Raw genomic sequence first — 15842 nt, 5'->3', positions numbered from 1 at the left:
TTGGAGAGCCGATCATGCCCCCACATCAGCCAGGCCAGCCAGCGGCAACTGCATGACTTCCCGCGTCACCACACACCCGACCCACGGTTTGCCACCGGCATCGCACAACTCATGGCCAGTCATACCTGCCGCACTGGCAACGATCTGGCGACATCGGCATCCAGTACACTGTGGCAGCTTTGACTGTTTCATTCATTACCGATGGTGCGCACAAACCACCATCTCATAACAAGAAAGTGCTCATGATCACACTCTACGCTTATGGCGCTGCCTTTGGCTTACCGGATGCCAGCCCCTTTGTTATCAAAACACAAGTCTTGCTCAAGATGGCCGGACTGCCGTTTGAGATCAACACCAAGGGCATGCGCCATGCGCCCAAAGGCAAGCTGCCTTATATTGATGATGAAGGCGTAAAAGTGGCCGACTCCAACTTCATTCGCTGGCATATTGAAAAGAAATATGGCTTTGATTTTGATCAGGGCCTAAGCGCTCAGGCCAAGGGCATTGCCTGGTCGGTAGAACGTTTGCTGGAAGATCATCTCTACTGGATTGGCCTGCAAACCCGCTGGCTCAACCCCATTAACTTTGCACGTGGCCCCGCCAACTTTTTCAAGCCAATTCCCTGGCCGCTACGGCCATTCATTATCAAAGGCATTCTTAAACGCATTGCTCGGGATCTGCATGGTCATGGCATAGGCCGCTACTCATTGGCCGAGCAACAGCAAATCATCAAGAAAAATCTCGACTCGCTCGCAGCCATCCTCGCTGATCAACCCTACCTGACTGGCCAGCAAATCTGCGGTGCCGACGCGACATTGTTTGCTTTTTTATGTTCCGCGACCTGCCCGATATTTGAATCACCGATACGCGATACCTTAATGGCCTATCCCAACCTTGGCCATTATGTGGAGCGGCTACGTTTGCAGTTTTATCCCTAAGCGCATAGCCTCGTCATCGGCCATGCAGCCTGTGATCAATTTGCAGCAGCCTGACGAATCAAAAGCAGGCAGACAAGATGGCCGACCATTCACGCTTCAAAACTGATTATTAAAGGGGGTATATGGATAAACAGCCTTGCCAAGTGCATATTTATTTATCCATTTTTAACACTACCCAGCAGTATCTGCTGAGATACTTGATTTGGCGCAAGGTTTGATTACCCAGACGTGCTAATCTCAGCATTGAATGCAGACTGGGCATATAGTCTGCATTCAATGCATGGTTGACACCAATAGATCATCTGTTGTCAGTCTTGCTACGACACTTAATTATTCACCCATCCTCATTGCATATCATGGATAACGTCGATTTCAACCTGGCCCATGCCATTGGCAAAACCACCATGGCCGCCACTGTGCACTCGTTTTACGAGCAGGTGCGCGCCCATCCGGTGCTATCAGTGCCCTTTTTGCGCATCCATGACTGGCCCACCCATCTGGATAAGATTGTGCATTTCTGGTGGGTAGGTCTGGGTGGTGAACGTTATCTGGATTATGGCTATCAAATGCCCACCAAACATGCCGAAGCTGGCTTCACGCCCGAGTTTTATGCCATCTGGATTGGCCTGTTTGAAGCAACCCTCAATACCAACCTGCCGCCCGAACTGGCTCAACCCTGGCTGGAGCGTGCCCAGAACATTGGTCGCGCCATGACCATGATGCACGACAGCGGCCAGTTCGAAACGATGCGCCAGGCTCTGGCGGACAAGTCGCAACACGCCGCGCTCATCAAAGCCAGCGGTGGCCTGGTCAAGATCAGCGAAGCGGATTGATCTTGATTCTTGTTTGCACCGCCAAGACGCCAAGTGCGCCAAGGAAAGTCAAATTCTTTTTGCCACAAAGGCACAAAGAGCACTAAGTTAACGCCTGTCAACCTCGCCGTTTCATCACGGGGACAGAGGATGACTCTGTCCCCAGACTTCGTATATAAAACCTCATTGCTCAAATCAAGCTTTTCTTTGTGGTGGTACTAAAACTGCGAAGTTTTAATAGGGTTTAACTGAGTGCCCTTTGTGTCTTTGTGGTAATTGCTTTTGATCTTGACGGTTTTCCTTGGCGCACTTGGCATCTTGGCGGCTCAACCTTCTTGCTTGACTATCCCAAGCGATAGCCTTCTTCGGCCAACACCCGACGCACCACTGGACGTTGCAGCATGCGTTCGTAATGTGCCTTGAGGTTGGCCGGTAAAGTCAGGCCAATCTTTTCAGCCCAGAATTCCACATAAAAGAGTGCGGCATCGGCAATCGTGAAATGACTCACCACATACTCACGACCAGCCAGTTGCGCATCTAAAATCTCAAAGCAATGGGCGACCATTTCCTTGCCCTTGGCTTGGATGGCGGCGTGATCGTCAGGATTGCTGCTATAGCTGTCCGTGGTGAAAATGCGTGTGTAGGCCTGGCCGTGCACGGTGCCGGTCACATAGGTCAGCACTTCAATCACGCGCGCTTCGTCGTTGAGATTGTCGGGTAAAAATCTGGCCTTGGGATACTTGCGCGCCAGCCAGTAGGCGATGGCAGCAAACTCGGTGATGGCCGTGTCATCATCCAGCACCAGCGTAGGAATGGTCGCCTTGGGATTGAGTGCCAGGTAGTCTGGCTTGCGATGATCACCTGCGGGCAGGTTGAGGATATACGCTGCAAAAGGCAACTCCAGTTCTTCCAGCAAAATATGAATGCCGGTCGAACACGAACCGGGCGTCATGTAAAACTTCATGCCGCCTCCCGCAGTGATTCCACGCGTTCCAGATCCATACCTCTGAACATCGAACAACGCTTGAAGACTTCAACACTGGGGGGTACTTTTTTATGACTGCAAAATTTGGCCACCAGTTTGGCCAGGCCCTTGATGTCACGCCCCGTTGCCTCGGGAAACAGATGCACCAGCTCGTCAACCAGAGCAGGTGCCACATCCAGCCCAAACTGGGCAGTCATCACAGTCCAGATTTTTTGGCGGGCGGCCGCATCCGGCGGATAAAACTTGATCATCGCAATACAGCGCGAGACGATGGCTTCATCAATATCATCCACCCGGTTGGTGGTTAAAAACAGCAGGCCATTGAAATATTCAAGCACGCGCAAAAACACCCCCACCACCGCATTCATCGTAATGTTGTCATCACGCCGCTTGATATACACATCGGCTTCGTCAATCAGCATCACCGCACCCCAACGCTGCGCGCGAGTGAGCACATCCTTGAGCGCGGTTTCCATCGCCGCCACATTCAGACCCAACTGCCCAGAATGTACGCGATACAAAGGTCGCTGGATGATTTCAGAATAGACCTCAGCAGTCAGGGTTTTGCCCACACCTGCCGGGCCTGCACACAAGACGGTGGTACCGCCAGATTTGCCCGCCACAATATCATCCATCAGCACGTCCATTTCGGCGGTGAGGATGTCAATCAAATCAGTCTGTTCTTCAGGCAACACCAGCTTTTCTTTCAGCAAGGGCTGGTATTGGTAAGGCTTGATGTCGTCCACATGCACCCATAAATAATGATGCAGCTCCAGATGAAACATCAAAATATAAGCGTGAATCGGCATCTGACAAAACAGCCCTTTGGGAATGTTAGCCTGGGTTTCCTTGACCGCATCTTCGGCATCGTAGCGATTGCTTTTGGCGGCCTTGTGCAAGTACGGCCCGAGGATGTCACCCGGCGCGTCGAGGGTCAGTGAGCGTGTTGTCAGAATCCCTTCATCATTGACCAGCTTAGCACTGCCGCCACCACTGGACAGGATCACCACATCCTTGCGTGACCAGTCGGTATCACGATGTGATGAACCGGGATCTTCGGCATAAAAGCCCGTACCCGTGCCTGAGAACTGCGCACCATAACTGGAACGCCATTCATAGTAGCGATTCACCGTTTCATCATAGGCGGCAATCAGCTCTTCGGTTTCCTTCAAAAAACCTTTATCAGCAAAGATCTCACTGATTGTCTTGCCGGCAATATCACTGGCAGAAATACGCAGGGTCTGTCCAGCCAGCGCCCCCTTGGCATTAGCTTTCAGCTCAAGGAAAACCTTGCCACTTTCATCATTGGAGGTGGGCGTGTAATCAATCCGCGTGACCACATAAGGCAAAGGACGACTGGCCGCATTGAGGCCAAACAGCCAGCCACGAATGGCATGATTCATCAAAAAGCGAGCAATCGCGGGCACAACCTGCTCCAGCTCCTCGGCGGTAAAACGCACGCCATCATCATTGAGTGCTTTTTGCAGTGTAAGAATTTGCGCGGCACGCGCCTGCATATCCGGCCCGGACTGTTGATATAGATTGCCCAGATAAGCCAGCTCCTGATTGCTCAACTGACTGAACGGCACTTCCACCTTGTTGCCAAAACGCAGCTGCTCCTGCAAGGGTGCCAGACCAGGAAAAGCCGCCACCATCTGTTCGATATAAACACGTTCAATCTGCAATTTCATACTGCACCTTTCAATACTGCGCCATCACGCTTCATGCTGCCGTTCACTGCCAACATTACCAACTGTCGCTGCCCGTCATCAATCCATCAACTGTGGCCGCACTTCATCCACCATATCGGCCAGACAATGTTTGACATTGTCAAACTGCGATGTGGTTGGAATCAATGCCAGGCTATAGGGCCCCAACTCTTCCTGCAATTTGATGATCTGCTCGGTCACTTCGTTATGACTGCCAATCAGTGACTGCCTGAGCAAGGCCTCGGGATTGAGTGCAACCGACATGCCCGGCTCGTCTTCCACACCCAAGGCGCGCATGCGCTCGCTAAAGTCCACAAAATAAGGCTCGGCAATCGCCATTGCTTCATCATGCGTTTTGGCAGTAAAACAAAAACGGGCGAGTACCAGTTTGGGATCAGCCCCCGGTGCGGCAGCCTGGTAACTGGCCACTAATTTTCTGATCCGTTGGTGGGTATAAGTGGCCGCTGCCATCAAGCCGTAACCTTGTTTGGCGGCAGTTTGAATCGTGCTCTCGGTGGTGGTCGCCATCCAGGTTGGAATGGTGGGCTGAGTCGCACGGGGTACCAAAGACAAGGCATGGGTCTGGGCGTATTGACCCGCAAAGCTGACTGACTCATCCCTGAGTAATTGATGAATCAAATCAAGTGCTTCCAGCATACGCGGCGTGACTTCTTCGCGCGGCACGCCAAAATGCTGGTTAGTCGCTGCAAATGGACCACCCGCACCCACGCCCATCTGGAAACGGCCTTTACTCAACAAATCGAGCGAAGCAATTTCTTCAGCAATCTGCACCGGATTATGGAAAGCCGGCAACAAAGCCGCTGGGCCAATCTTGGCATGCGAAGTCACACCCGCCAAATAGCCGAGCAAGGCATGAATGCCACCCGTCGGCCAAGTGGTATCAAAGTGCTGCTCAGCAATCCAGATATCGTCATACCCCATACGGTCTGCCTCGCGCACCAGCACAAACTGGCGAATCAGCGCCCGACCCTGCTCATTGGTCGGATTTTCAAACAGGCATAAATAGCCAAAACGCGGTGGATTCATGGGAACACTTTCCGGCACAAGCCAAAGTCACGCAAAGGATCACAACAAACCAAAAGTTTGCCAAACGGCCAGAACAAGCCATTCGCCCGCATCACCACCCGCACACACAATGTTGTGTTTGGCAGATACATGACAATCAGCTTGCCGCCAGCTTCTTTAATGCAATCAGCGCGCCTGAAAGTGAATTGATCTGATTTGAATCAGACATGCTGTTATTCAGAAGTGCTAAGTAAAAAGTAGACAGCCAGAAACTGACTTTAAAAAATCGACTCATACCGACGATGGCTCACTCGAGCCAGATCAGAATCTGCTACGGACTAGTCCAACCGGCTTGCAATTGAAAATTGATGTGACTGTCATCGATACAAGGTTGAATGTTTCATCACTCCATGATTATAGTGACGATACATCATGGCACTTTTAATGAATTTCACCCCCAACTCATATCGCCAAATCAATTCAGGAGCCTGCTACATGACAACCAAATTTTCACCCAACTTGAAAATCATGCGCCTCATGCTGGGTATCGCCGTCGTTGTAATTGGAGGAGCTGCACAAGCTGCGACACCGCTGTATCACATCACTGATTTAGGCACTGCGATCGGTGGATTTAGCAATATTGACGCAACCTCCATCAATAATCTGGGGCAAGTAACCGGCTCCGGCGTGAATAGCTCAGGCCAAACCCATGCGTATATTTATAACAATGGCAGCATGCAAGACATTGGCACTTTGGGTGGCGATAACACCAGTAGTTTTTTTGGTAAGAGTATCAACGATCATGGTGCAGTGACAGGATATAGCCTCGGGAAATTCAGCGGACCAAATGCATTTGTCTATGATGGCAATCAAATGAATGCGATTGGAAAACTTGTACCTCAGCAAAATGGCACTGATGGCCGTGGCATCAATAACGCAGGGCAAATAACTGGCATGAGTTACGGTATTTTAGGCACGAGTGGGATCGGCATTGAATATCAAAAAGCATTCACTGCTAACCCAAACTACAACCAATTAAATGATCTGGGGACACTGGGTGGCGGTTTTGTGATTAGTCATGGCAATGCCATTAATGATGGCGGTCAAGTTACTGGCGTAAGTCTAACAACTAGTGGCGCCATGCATGCATTTATTGATGAGGACAATCAAATGAAAGACATTGGCACCTTGGGTGGCGATGCAAGCGAAGGTCTGGCGATTAACAATCAAGGTGTCATCACCGGCAACAGCCTATTAAGCAACAATATCCTAAAACACGCATTTATCTACCGCAATGGCAGCATGCAAGATATTGGTACATTAGGTGGCAGCGATAGCTCAGGCAATGGCATTAATGATTCTGGCGCGATTGTGGGCACCAGTAAAAAAATCAATGGCGCACAAGCTGCATTCTTATACAGCAGCAATATCATGACCGATCTTAATACGGTACTCGACTCTAGCGGTAACGGCTGGTTATTGAGCAGCGCGACCGATATTAATAATACCGGTCAGATTATTGGCACAGGTTATTACAACGGCCATCAGACTTCCTTTCTGCTCACCGAAGTCGCCCCTGTCCCCTTACCTGGCTCAGTGCTACTGCTGGGTTCCGGACTTGGCTTATTTGGATGGTTAAAGCGTCGTCATCAGCCATTGAAAGTACAGTCCTTTAACGCTTAAACATACTTCATCACTGTTTGGTGAACATCAGCCGGATAGCCAGGCCAACAAACAATATGGCTGCTATCCGGTTTAGCCAGCGTTGCGCTCGCGATGAGCGCAGCAGCTTTTCCCCAAACCAACCAGCACCATAGGCGATGCAGCCAAAGACAATAAAAGTAGCCAACATAAACAGTGCGCCAAGGTAGACCACCTGCCCTGCCACTGGGCCGAGTTGAGGTTGTGTAAATTGCGGCAAGAAGGCGAGAAAAAAGAGCGTGACCTTGGGGTTACTCAGGTTCATGAAGATACCGCGCCAATACAATTGATGCTGACTGAGTACCGCGCCTGCGGGCGCAGTCAAGGTTTGAGCGGGTGCGCGCCATGCTTGCCAAGCCAGATAAGTCAGGTAAGCCACCCCAAGCAGCTTGATCAGCGTCAATGCCCAGCTTGAGGTTGCCAGCACCGCGGCTAAACCTAACGCCACCGCAGCGGTATGCCCCAACAGGCCGGTACACAAGCCCAACACGACCGAGAAGCCGGCACGCCGACCATGCAAGGCAGATTGCATGCAGACAAACAGATTGTCTGGCCCTGGCGCCAAGGCCAGGATCAGGGCAAAGGTAAAAAACGACAGGCTGGTTGTTAGTGGCAAAATCGTCATGATAATGAATGATACGGTAATTATTCGGTGCTCATGGCAGCGCCAAGTCATTCACAACCTAAGTGCACAATCTAAGCGATCCAGTACTCAGCCCCATCCATATTGAACCCTTCAATATTCTGTCTGGTCTGTGTTTTCAGCAAATTGGTCGGCATTGGTCGGTTTGACACTCATTAAAGACTTCCTTTGCAGCAAACATGCCATTCAAGGCCGCTGGGAAACCAGCGTAGATGGCCATTTGCAAGATCACTTCAATGATTTCTGCCTGGCTGCACCCCACATTGAGTGCCCCATGAATATGCACCTTGAGTTGTGCCGTGCAATTCCCCAGCGCGGTTAATGCAGCAACAGTGGCAATTTCGCGGCTTTTGAGATCAAGGCCAGGGCGTGAATACACATCACCAAACGGAAACTCAATCACCAGCCGCGCAAGATCAGGCGCAATATCCTGCAAGGCGGCAATCACACGCTCCCCGGCCTGGCCATCAATTTCACGCAGTTTGTCCCAACCGCGCTGATAACGGGTCGACGCGCTGTCGGCGGTTGCAGTGTCAGGATGATGCGATGTTGGCGTAGTGTTGACTGTGGTCATGATGAACTTTCAGATAGTAAATAAGTTCAGCATAAAACTTAGAGTGCACTCCAAGTCAAGCAGCAAAATGAAAATATCAGCCTAACGAGCTTGTCGGCACATTGTTTAAATTTTCAATTTGGTTTGATGTGATGCGGGACGTGCCGCAGGCTTTCAATGCCTTGTTTCAGCCAATCAGGCTGGCTGTTTGGAGGAGGCGACTGGATTCTCTGGTGCGGCCAGCTGTTGCAGCAGCGCGTCGTACCAGGCAATTTTGTCCTGCAGCTTGGCCAAGTCTTGTTGTTTGCTGGCGATTTCGGCTTGCAATTGTTGCGCATGCAAGCTTAATAAGGCTTGTCGTTGCGCCAGGGTTGCATCGCCGGCGGCACGCAGTTGCGCATAGTGCACCATATCTGCTAGTGCCATGCCGGTTTCTTTTAAGCGCAGAATAAAGCTGATCCAGCGCACGTCGGCTTCATCAAAATAACGATGCCCATTGGCGCGGCGTTTGACCTGCGTGAGTAAACCGATTTTTTCGTAGTAACGCAGTGTGTGGGCGCTGAGTCCCACCTGACTGGCGAAGGTTTGCACATTCATAATGACCTTCCTGCGATGCGATGATGCCAGATTCAAGCCTCAGAATTTTGCGCTAAAAACCGCAAAATAAGTGGTACTCCCTTACAGTATGAATAAATATCAGCCCCTTAAGTGCATTATTAAATGGCGATATTTTTTACACCTTACCAGTATTCTTTAAGCCACCCAATAGTGCGGCCACTGGACGCTTGACGCCAGACTTGCTGGACACCGGTGCTGCATGAACCACATTGGATGCGGTATCCGAAGGTTCGTAAGGCTTGAAAAAGAATTCGTCAACGGGTTGTTTTTGCGTAAAGCGACGCCCACGGCTGCCTGCGCTGCCACCACCCGAACCAGAACTGGCACCGTCATAGCGATTATCCGAACGCGAATCAGAGCGGCCATAACCACGACCTTCGGAACGTGACTCGCTGCGTTCAGCAGCATCGCCTGCATCACGCTGGCCACGACTGGGTTTATCAACGGTCATCGGCTCGCGCAGCAGCTTGGTCTTGATGAGTTTTTCAATATCGGTCAGCAACCGTTCGTCACCAGGCGCGCACAATGAAAATGCGGAACCCTGCGCACCTGCCCGGCCGGTTCGACCGATCCGATGCACATAGTCTTCGGCGCTAAAGGGCAGATCGTAATTGATCACATACGGCAGATCGGTAATATCCAAGCCACGCGCAGCCACATCGGTAGCAACCAGCACTTCAACCGTACCGTTTTTAAAGGCTTCGAGCGCGGCCATCCGTTCGTTCTGGGTTTTATCACCATGAATTGGTGCGGCTTTCACACCGGCCTTTTCCAGCTCACGCGCCAGGCGTGAAGCACCCAGTTTGCTATTGGAAAACACAATCACCTGGGACATACTATGTTCACGAATCAACTGCGCCACAGCCGCACGCTTGTCTTCACTACTGCTCACCTCAAAGACTTTTTGCGTGATGTTTTCGGATGTCGCGTTGCGCCGTGCCACTTCAATCACAGTCGGATCAACTAAATAACTGTTGGCGAGCTTTTTGATCTCATTCGAAAAAGTCGCCGAAAACAACAGTGTCTGCCGCGCTTTGGGCAACAGATTCAAGATACGTTGCAAGTCTGGCAAAAAGCCCATGTCCAGCATGCGATCAGCTTCATCCAGCACCAGCATGCTCGCCTGCGACAAATTGAGCGTCTTTTGTTGAACGTGGTCCAGCAAGCGCCCTGGTGTGGCAATCAAAATTTCAACACCGGCACGCAACTGCACGGTCTGCGGATTCATATCCACACCACCAAAAATCACGGCACTGCGCAAACTAGTATGTTTGGCATAGGTACGCACGTTTTCGGCAACCTGATCGGCCAGTTCACGGGTCGGCGTGAGAATCAAGCCACGCACCGGATGACGCGCCGGCGATGTGCTGGTATTGGCAAACGGCAAGAGCTTTTGAATCATCGGCAACGAAAAACCGGCCGTTTTACCGGTACCGGTCTGCGCCGCACCCATGACGTCTTTACCTTGCAGTACGACGGGAATGGCCTGGGCCTGAATCGGTGTGGGTGTTTCGTAACCCTGTTCAATCAGGGCGCGCAATATGGAATCATCCAGACCAAAGTCGGCAAAGCGCACGGTTGTCACGTCAGGAATGGCGGTAGAGGTGGGGATAGTGGATGGCATGGGCATTTCGCGGGGAAAAATCAATTATAGTCCCTCGGCCAGGTTCGGCCAGACTTTGTCGGTCAACCAGCTATTGTAGACCGAGTTTTGTGGCTATTTATCTGATCTGTGTCGCCTTGGCTGACACTATTTGGCAACCGCAGGCATCAAACCATCCATAAAAAGCCTTCTTATACATGTCGCCACTTGGTCACTCAGCCCGGATCGTTTATGATCAAGGTCAGTTTTTGAGGATTGTGATGCGCTACCCATTTAGCTTCCCCGCCCCCGTGACTGTCCTAATTGCCGGGTCAGCCGATCAGTTTCCAGTCCGCCGTATATATTGCATTGGCCGCAACTATGCCGACCACGCCCGTGAAATGGGCGGCGATCCGACCCGTGAAGCACCCTTTTATTTTGCCAAACCGGCTGATGCCATTGTGGCGAGTGGCAGCACCATTGCCTATGCCTGCGGCACCAAAAATCTGGCCTATGAAATTGAACTGGTGGTCGCGATTGGCAAAGCGGGCAAGGACATTGCTGTAGCACAGGCACTTGAGCATGTTTATGGCTATGCAGTGGGATTGGATTTGACCCGCCGCGATTTGCAAGGTTTAGCCAAGGACAAGGGCCGTCCCTGGGAAGCCGGCAAAGGTTTTGATCAATCAGCCCCCATCAGCGCGATTCATCCTGTCGCTGCAATTGGTCATCCGCTCAATTCATCCATCTGGTTCAAACTCAATGGCGAATTGAAGCAAGATGCCCACACCAGCCAGATGACCTGGTCAGTGGCAGAAGTGATTGCGCATCTCTCGCAACTCAACCAGCTCATGCCGGGAGATTTGATTTTCACTGGCACACCCGCAGGCGTTGGTGCCATTCAACCTGGCGACCACCTACATGGTGGTGTCGATGGCGTCGATGAAATTACCCTGCGGATTGCAGCACATTAAATACTGCTGAATCCCACAAACGATAGGTATTGCAGGTCAAACACCGGCAGGCATCAAAGGCTTGTGATTGGTCACTGCGCTTGCCTGCAGGATAGCCATCTGGTCAAGCCGCCAGAAAGCACCCACCTGCAAATCCAGATCAGCCGGGACACTGCCAAAGCCGCTGGCCGGATAGACTGAATACTCACCAAAGTAGAGCCGACCTTCGATATTGTAAAAATCAACCCGAACAAAATCGATGCCTGCCGCCAGGGTTTCGGCATACGCCATCATCTGCGCAAAATTGATCGGCTTTGGCAAACCAGGATGTTTGCCGCCCTCATCACAGAACATCTTCAGCAGATTCCAGTGACGGTCATAAAACGGTACCACCATCTCACCAAAACGGTCATGCTCCACCACAATAAACTGTACCTTGCCATCAAACACCAGCATCTTGTAGTCGGATGGGACTTTGCCATCAGCCGTCTGCAATAACTCTTCGGCGTAAACCAGCGGCTCAATAGCCGCATAACCCCACTCTGCGCGCGAACCACCAAACTGTTCGGACAACCAGGCGCGCATTTGCGCCTTGGTAGCGGCAATATCCAGCTCGCGCTTGTCTTTGACAACCATCACCCAATTACTGCCATGGTTGGGCTTGAGCACAAAACTGTCTGGCAGACTGGCCAGATCAAACGTGTCCACATCGGACGAAGCCCAATACACCTTGGGTAATACGCTATCGCCGATCCGGCTCTTGACGTATTCCTTTACACGATATTTGTCGCAAAGCCGTGTCAGCACCTCACGGCGGTCGTACAGCTTGCGCCACTGAATTTTTTCAGTATATTTTTGTGGATGACGCAGGTTGGGCAAGCATCTTTTATAACGCAGATAAAGCAGCCGAACCCGCATGAAATCAGGCATTGCCTCAATCAATTGCCAAAACCAGTGACGTCCGGTATTCCAGATCCACGCCCTCATGATGCCCCTCCCATTTGATTTATGTGCGTTTAACAAAGATTTACATCTATGCTAGGCAGAGGTCATCAATACCCGATACGGGTATTCCCTTGAAAGTCGGTGATTAACGTGAACAATTTCACAAAATACGAATTAACAGTTTTGATTAAAATATAACCAATAGTTAAAGCACACATAAAAATACATTTCTGATAGTGTCGAAATTACTTACTGTTTTTCATATACTACCCATACCTCTCAAAATAACCATAGGTTTAATTGTTAAATACAAGCCTTAAGATGCACTGATTCACTCAAATCTTCATCAACTGGCACAAGCATTGCCCTATGCCATTTACAGCACTGGCTGTCAAGTCTGGCAAGCAAACTATCCTGTCATCTGTGTCTTGCCATTCAAACTTTTAAAAAGGGGAACGCTATGCAACAAGGTAAAGCTGTTATGGGTAAAACTTGGGGTCAGAATTCGGGTGCCATTGGTGGCAAAGCCGCAGGAAAAGCCTGGGGCAAGGTTTGGGGCAAACAGGGCCAGGTGACCATCAGCCTGCATGAAGGCGAACACGGCTGGGCCGGCGCTGATGGCTACGCCACAATTGGCTATAACGGTCGCGCAATGTAATTCTATTCAGACAATGGATTTTAAAAGCGGCTCGAATGCCGCTTTTTTTATTGCATTCACTTGATTGCGCTCACTGCTTGTCACCACAGGAACAGGCCACCTTCAAGTCATCACCATCCAGACTGTCAGTAAAGTCGCAAGCTCAGCCATAATATCGGTATGGCTGAAAAAAATACGACTCATACCCCCATGATGGCGCAGTGTGTGGGTGTCGCTCCGAATCCCTCGCAAACACTAGCCGCTTGGTGAAAACAAGGTCAACGGACACTATATGGACACTTTTCCATGGGACTCTAGTTGTACATATCAATGCATTCCAAATGCCGCTAGGTTGGTTCGGATACCTACCCAACTAGGGCACTCCGTAGCCAATGATGCTCTTTGAAAGGCGACAAACTATGCAACTGACCACACTGGAAAAACAACTGGCGTTTCTAAAAGCAATCGATCAACTAAAAACCGTCATACGACAATCCCCGCTGCTCGACCGCAGCCGTAAGGAAAACTCCGCCGAGCATTCTTGGCACCTGGCCATGTATGCCTTAGTACTGAATGAGTATGCTTGCAGCACAGTGAATACCAGTCGGGTAGTACAGATGCTATTACTGCATGACATCGTAGAGATAGACGTTGGTGATTTCCCGATTCACGGCAACTCTTCCGGCGCATTGCAGGCCGAACAAGAACTCCGGGCAGCTGCAAGATTGTTTGGTTTGTTGCCACCGTCGCAATGCAACGAGTTTCTGGGCTTGTGGCAAGAGTTTGAGGATGCGAAAACAGAAGACGCAAAATTCGCGAAGGCACTTGACCGCTTTCAGCCGCTACTCGTCAACATATTCACCCATGGGGGAACCTGGACAGAAAGTGGCGTGTCTCTCGAACAGGTTTTGTCCCGCTATGGCCCAACCATCAAAAGCGGCGCCCCCCAGCTATGGGAAGTATGCGAGCAATGGGTAACCCAACATTTTTCAGGGCAAATGTCAGAGCCCACCATACAAAGTGATTGAATATAAGGAAGACGATTCCTCATTGTTGAAGCCGTCAAACCCTGACGCTTATAGACGCTCAGCACGATCCTTCTTTCGTAAGTGCAGGATCTGAGCGCTCAACCCCACAATCAGCATGACGAGAAGGCTCCCCTGGGCTCCAAGCAGGAGCGGCGATTTCAAATCAGTAACCAAGGGATGTCCATCCGGCACGCGACGTAGCGTTTCGGTTACCGTCGGCACCATCAACAGAAACGTGGTCATGGTCAGAAAGGCTGTCTCCATATACGTGGCTGCACGCCCCATTTTCGGAAGCCTCCCGATGCCATAACCGGCAAGAAGAAGAATCAATGTAGCAGCAGCGATTCCGTAGCTCACAGGCTGGTGCACCACAAGAAAAGCGGAAATAGCACCGATCAACATCGAATAGAAATAGACCATGCCGGCTTTTGATCGAGGCACGATGCGCCCGTCACGCACAAACATATAAGCAGCCAAAGGGATAGCTGGCAAGCTACCGAGCGTATGTATCCAGCCGAGCGGGGAAATTCCAAACATAAAAGTTATCCTTTAAAAAAGTACTCGAAAACCATTTAACTACCTATTGATTGGTAGTTATTGCAACCCAAATAGACACCACGTTTCAACATCAGGACCGAACCAGGCGCGCCAAGACTGGCTGAACAATAGCGCCGAACATCTTGGCGTCACCATAAGCACGCGCAGAAAGCATCGCACCATGAACCGCAGCCATGAATATCTCGGCCTCCGTCTTGGCCGGAGCAGTCAGCGTCAAACTACCTTGCTGTGCGCCCCGCTCAAGAATCGACGCGAGCCATGCCGACAGTGTCCGAAAATGTGCCCGTACTTCCAGTGTGACCCCTTCAGGAAGAATCGGTATTTCACTCGCAAGCAAGGCGCAAACACAAAATGAAGCAGTCTCATCAGTGATGCAGCTTTCCCAATAATTCGTGTAAGCACGTAGCTGTTCAAGCGGACCGGAGACGCTTCGCTCCAATCCAGCGATCCCGGCTTCAACATCTGCCCTATATCCTGCCACCAGCGCCTGTACCAAGAGGGCCTTACTGGGAAAGTGATGATGAATACTAGCGTTACGGATCCCAACGACCTTCGCAATATCCGCATAGCTAAACCCGTTGTAACCACCCGCGACAATCAACGACCGCGCACAGTGCAAAATCCTGTCAGATGTATTGGATGTATTAATCATGCTCAAATCCTACCTTTTAGTAGGTAGTAAATCAAGTAATTTGATTTACAGATTGAACAGCAGACATTCAACCTCGCGATCGGATAGCTTGCTACCCCTCAATGTGGGTGGATGATCCAATGCTTTCGATAGTGGCCACGTGCCTGAGCGCGGATAGCCGGTCTGACGCCAGGGTGCCACACCTTTGAACTCATCGACACTGGCAGTTAAGGATCTCGGGAGATCTCTGAGCGAAGTTCGGCTGAATCATGGGCACCAAACTTACGCCCATTAACACCCATTCCAAAATGAATATTTTGTAGAGTGAATAGCGCGGCACTTCTGGCGTGCACTGGCGTCGCGTTCCGTTGGGTAATGATCCCAGATCACGGATAATGATCTCCCTTCTGTCTCCAGCAAGCCAGATTTTAAAAGCCTTCTAAAACACCGACCAAACACGACTAAAACGAAGCAATTAATTGAAACGGTAAAATTTGTCTAACGAAACACCAAAAAAAATCAC

General features: G+C 50.7%; 17 protein-coding genes. 6 read left to right on the top strand and 11 right to left on the bottom strand.

Annotation, left to right across the window (positions count from 1 at the left end; all coding sequences use genetic code 11):
- Positions 1–12 precede the first annotated feature (12 nt).
- On the bottom strand, positions 13–192 hold the full coding sequence (locus ACMYR3_RS04475; RefSeq protein ID WP_424194913.1) for a hypothetical protein: 180 nt from the start codon (positions 190–192) through the stop codon (positions 13–15).
- Positions 193–242: 50 nt separating this feature from the next.
- Here ACMYR3_RS04475 and ACMYR3_RS04470 point away from each other — a divergent pair, with 50 nt between their 5' ends.
- Together ACMYR3_RS04470 and ACMYR3_RS04465 are read left to right on the top strand one after the other, a co-directional pair.
- Positions 243–938 (top strand): glutathione S-transferase family protein, encoded by a 696-nt coding sequence (locus ACMYR3_RS04470; protein WP_424194911.1) that lies wholly within the window; start codon positions 243–245, stop codon positions 936–938.
- A gap of 356 nt (positions 939–1294) precedes the next feature.
- Positions 1295–1771 (top strand): group III truncated hemoglobin, encoded by a 477-nt coding sequence (locus ACMYR3_RS04465; protein WP_424194909.1) that lies wholly within the window; start codon positions 1295–1297, stop codon positions 1769–1771.
- Between the two features lie 322 nt (positions 1772–2093).
- Here ACMYR3_RS04465 and ACMYR3_RS04460 read toward each other — a convergent pair whose 3' ends face one another.
- The 3 genes from ACMYR3_RS04460 to ACMYR3_RS04450 all read right to left on the bottom strand — a co-directional run bounded on the left by ACMYR3_RS04460 (position 2094) and on the right by ACMYR3_RS04450 (position 5491).
- Positions 2094–2714 carry a glutathione S-transferase family protein gene (locus ACMYR3_RS04460; protein WP_424194907.1) on the bottom strand — a complete coding sequence of 207 codons (621 nt, stop codon included), beginning with the start codon at positions 2712–2714 and terminating at the stop codon, positions 2094–2096.
- Complete coding sequence (locus tag ACMYR3_RS04455; RefSeq protein ID WP_424194905.1) at positions 2711–4426, bottom strand: AAA family ATPase; 1716 nt, start codon at positions 4424–4426, stop codon at positions 2711–2713. The genes ACMYR3_RS04460 and ACMYR3_RS04455 overlap by 4 nt, the downstream gene beginning before the upstream one ends.
- Before the next feature lie 78 nt (positions 4427–4504).
- Positions 4505–5491, bottom strand: a complete 987-nt coding sequence (locus ACMYR3_RS04450) for an LLM class flavin-dependent oxidoreductase (RefSeq protein ID WP_424194903.1) — start codon at positions 5489–5491, stop codon at positions 4505–4507.
- A 474-nt stretch (positions 5492–5965) separates the two neighbouring features.
- On the opposite strand from ACMYR3_RS04450, the gene ACMYR3_RS04445 reads away from it, so the two are divergent.
- The gene (locus ACMYR3_RS04445; protein ID WP_424194901.1) at positions 5966–7153 is read left to right on the top strand and encodes a hypothetical protein; all 1188 of its coding nucleotides are present in this window, start codon (positions 5966–5968) and stop codon (positions 7151–7153) included.
- A gap of 10 nt (positions 7154–7163) precedes the next feature.
- Here the strand turns inward: ACMYR3_RS04445 and ACMYR3_RS04440 are convergent, their stop codons facing one another.
- From ACMYR3_RS04440 to ACMYR3_RS04425, 4 genes are all read right to left on the bottom strand, one after another.
- A complete protein-coding gene (locus ACMYR3_RS04440) occupies positions 7164–7790 on the bottom strand; it encodes a LysE family translocator (RefSeq protein ID WP_424196362.1) in 627 nt (208 codons plus the stop codon).
- Positions 7791–7932: 142 nt separating this feature from the next.
- Positions 7933–8388, bottom strand: coding sequence for a carboxymuconolactone decarboxylase family protein (locus ACMYR3_RS04435; RefSeq protein WP_424194900.1), 456 nt, complete (start codon positions 8386–8388; stop codon positions 7933–7935).
- Between the two features lie 174 nt (positions 8389–8562).
- Complete coding sequence (locus ACMYR3_RS04430; protein WP_424194898.1) at positions 8563–8964, bottom strand: MerR family transcriptional regulator; 402 nt, start codon at positions 8962–8964, stop codon at positions 8563–8565.
- Positions 8965–9100: 136 nt separating this feature from the next.
- On the bottom strand, positions 9101–10609 hold the full coding sequence (locus ACMYR3_RS04425) for a DEAD/DEAH box helicase (protein ID WP_424194896.1): 1509 nt from the start codon (positions 10607–10609) through the stop codon (positions 9101–9103).
- 239 nt (positions 10610–10848) lie between these two features.
- Between ACMYR3_RS04425 and ACMYR3_RS04420 the strand changes: the two genes are divergently transcribed.
- Positions 10849–11541, top strand: coding sequence for a fumarylacetoacetate hydrolase family protein (locus ACMYR3_RS04420; protein WP_424196360.1), 693 nt, complete (start codon positions 10849–10851; stop codon positions 11539–11541).
- 36 nt (positions 11542–11577) lie between these two features.
- Here ACMYR3_RS04420 and ACMYR3_RS04415 read toward each other — a convergent pair whose 3' ends face one another.
- Positions 11578–12507 carry an ATP-grasp fold amidoligase family protein gene (locus tag ACMYR3_RS04415; protein ID WP_424194894.1) on the bottom strand — a complete coding sequence of 310 codons (930 nt, stop codon included), beginning with the start codon at positions 12505–12507 and terminating at the stop codon, positions 11578–11580.
- A 418-nt stretch (positions 12508–12925) separates the two neighbouring features.
- On the opposite strand from ACMYR3_RS04415, the gene ACMYR3_RS04410 reads away from it, so the two are divergent.
- A complete protein-coding gene (locus ACMYR3_RS04410) occupies positions 12926–13123 on the top strand; it encodes a hypothetical protein (protein WP_424194893.1) in 198 nt (65 codons plus the stop codon).
- A gap of 398 nt (positions 13124–13521) precedes the next feature.
- Positions 13522–14130: an HD domain-containing protein gene (locus tag ACMYR3_RS04405; protein ID WP_424194891.1), complete on the top strand. Its 609-nt coding sequence runs from the start codon at positions 13522–13524 to the stop codon at positions 14128–14130.
- Between the two features lie 48 nt (positions 14131–14178).
- On the opposite strand, the gene ACMYR3_RS04400 is transcribed toward ACMYR3_RS04405, so the two are convergent.
- Together ACMYR3_RS04400 and ACMYR3_RS04395 are read right to left on the bottom strand one after the other, a co-directional pair.
- Positions 14179–14667: a hypothetical protein gene (locus ACMYR3_RS04400; protein ID WP_424194889.1), complete on the bottom strand. Its 489-nt coding sequence runs from the start codon at positions 14665–14667 to the stop codon at positions 14179–14181.
- Between the two features lie 91 nt (positions 14668–14758).
- Positions 14759–15340 carry a TetR/AcrR family transcriptional regulator gene (locus ACMYR3_RS04395; protein ID WP_424194887.1) on the bottom strand — a complete coding sequence of 194 codons (582 nt, stop codon included), beginning with the start codon at positions 15338–15340 and terminating at the stop codon, positions 14759–14761.
- Between the last annotated feature and the right edge of the window lie 502 nt (positions 15341–15842).

The organism is Ampullimonas aquatilis (assembly GCF_049675895.1).
Classification (GTDB): domain Bacteria; phylum Pseudomonadota; class Gammaproteobacteria; order Burkholderiales; family Burkholderiaceae_D; genus Ampullimonas; species Ampullimonas aquatilis.
Note: the sequence above shows the minus strand (reverse complement) of the source record. Positions and strands in the feature narration are given on the sequence as shown.

Excerpts from the sequence above, each read along its gene's own strand:
- ACMYR3_RS04475 (WP_424194913.1), bottom strand. The coding sequence starts at position 192 with ATGAAACAGTCAAAGCTGCCACAGTGTACTGGATGCCGATGTCGCCAG.
- ACMYR3_RS04470 (WP_424194911.1), top strand. The coding sequence starts at position 243 with ATGATCACACTCTACGCTTATGGCGCTGCCTTTGGCTTACCGGATGCC.
- ACMYR3_RS04465 (WP_424194909.1), top strand. The coding sequence starts at position 1,295 with ATGGATAACGTCGATTTCAACCTGGCCCATGCCATTGGCAAAACCACC.
- ACMYR3_RS04460 (WP_424194907.1), bottom strand. The coding sequence starts at position 2,714 with ATGAAGTTTTACATGACGCCCGGTTCGTGTTCGACCGGCATTCATATT.
- ACMYR3_RS04455 (WP_424194905.1), bottom strand. The coding sequence starts at position 4,426 with ATGAAATTGCAGATTGAACGTGTTTATATCGAACAGATGGTGGCGGCT.
- ACMYR3_RS04450 (WP_424194903.1), bottom strand. The coding sequence starts at position 5,491 with ATGAATCCACCGCGTTTTGGCTATTTATGCCTGTTTGAAAATCCGACC.
- ACMYR3_RS04445 (WP_424194901.1), top strand. The coding sequence starts at position 5,966 with ATGACAACCAAATTTTCACCCAACTTGAAAATCATGCGCCTCATGCTG.
- ACMYR3_RS04435 (WP_424194900.1), bottom strand. The coding sequence starts at position 8,388 with ATGACCACAGTCAACACTACGCCAACATCGCATCATCCTGACACTGCA.
- ACMYR3_RS04430 (WP_424194898.1), bottom strand. The coding sequence starts at position 8,964 with ATGAATGTGCAAACCTTCGCCAGTCAGGTGGGACTCAGCGCCCACACA.
- ACMYR3_RS04425 (WP_424194896.1), bottom strand. The coding sequence starts at position 10,609 with ATGCCATCCACTATCCCCACCTCTACCGCCATTCCTGACGTGACAACC.
- ACMYR3_RS04420 (WP_424196360.1), top strand. The coding sequence starts at position 10,849 with ATGCGCTACCCATTTAGCTTCCCCGCCCCCGTGACTGTCCTAATTGCC.
- ACMYR3_RS04415 (WP_424194894.1), bottom strand. The coding sequence starts at position 12,507 with ATGAGGGCGTGGATCTGGAATACCGGACGTCACTGGTTTTGGCAATTG.
- ACMYR3_RS04410 (WP_424194893.1), top strand. The coding sequence starts at position 12,926 with ATGCAACAAGGTAAAGCTGTTATGGGTAAAACTTGGGGTCAGAATTCG.
- ACMYR3_RS04405 (WP_424194891.1), top strand. The coding sequence starts at position 13,522 with ATGCAACTGACCACACTGGAAAAACAACTGGCGTTTCTAAAAGCAATC.
- ACMYR3_RS04400 (WP_424194889.1), bottom strand. The coding sequence starts at position 14,667 with ATGTTTGGAATTTCCCCGCTCGGCTGGATACATACGCTCGGTAGCTTG.
- ACMYR3_RS04395 (WP_424194887.1), bottom strand. The coding sequence starts at position 15,340 with ATGATTAATACATCCAATACATCTGACAGGATTTTGCACTGTGCGCGG.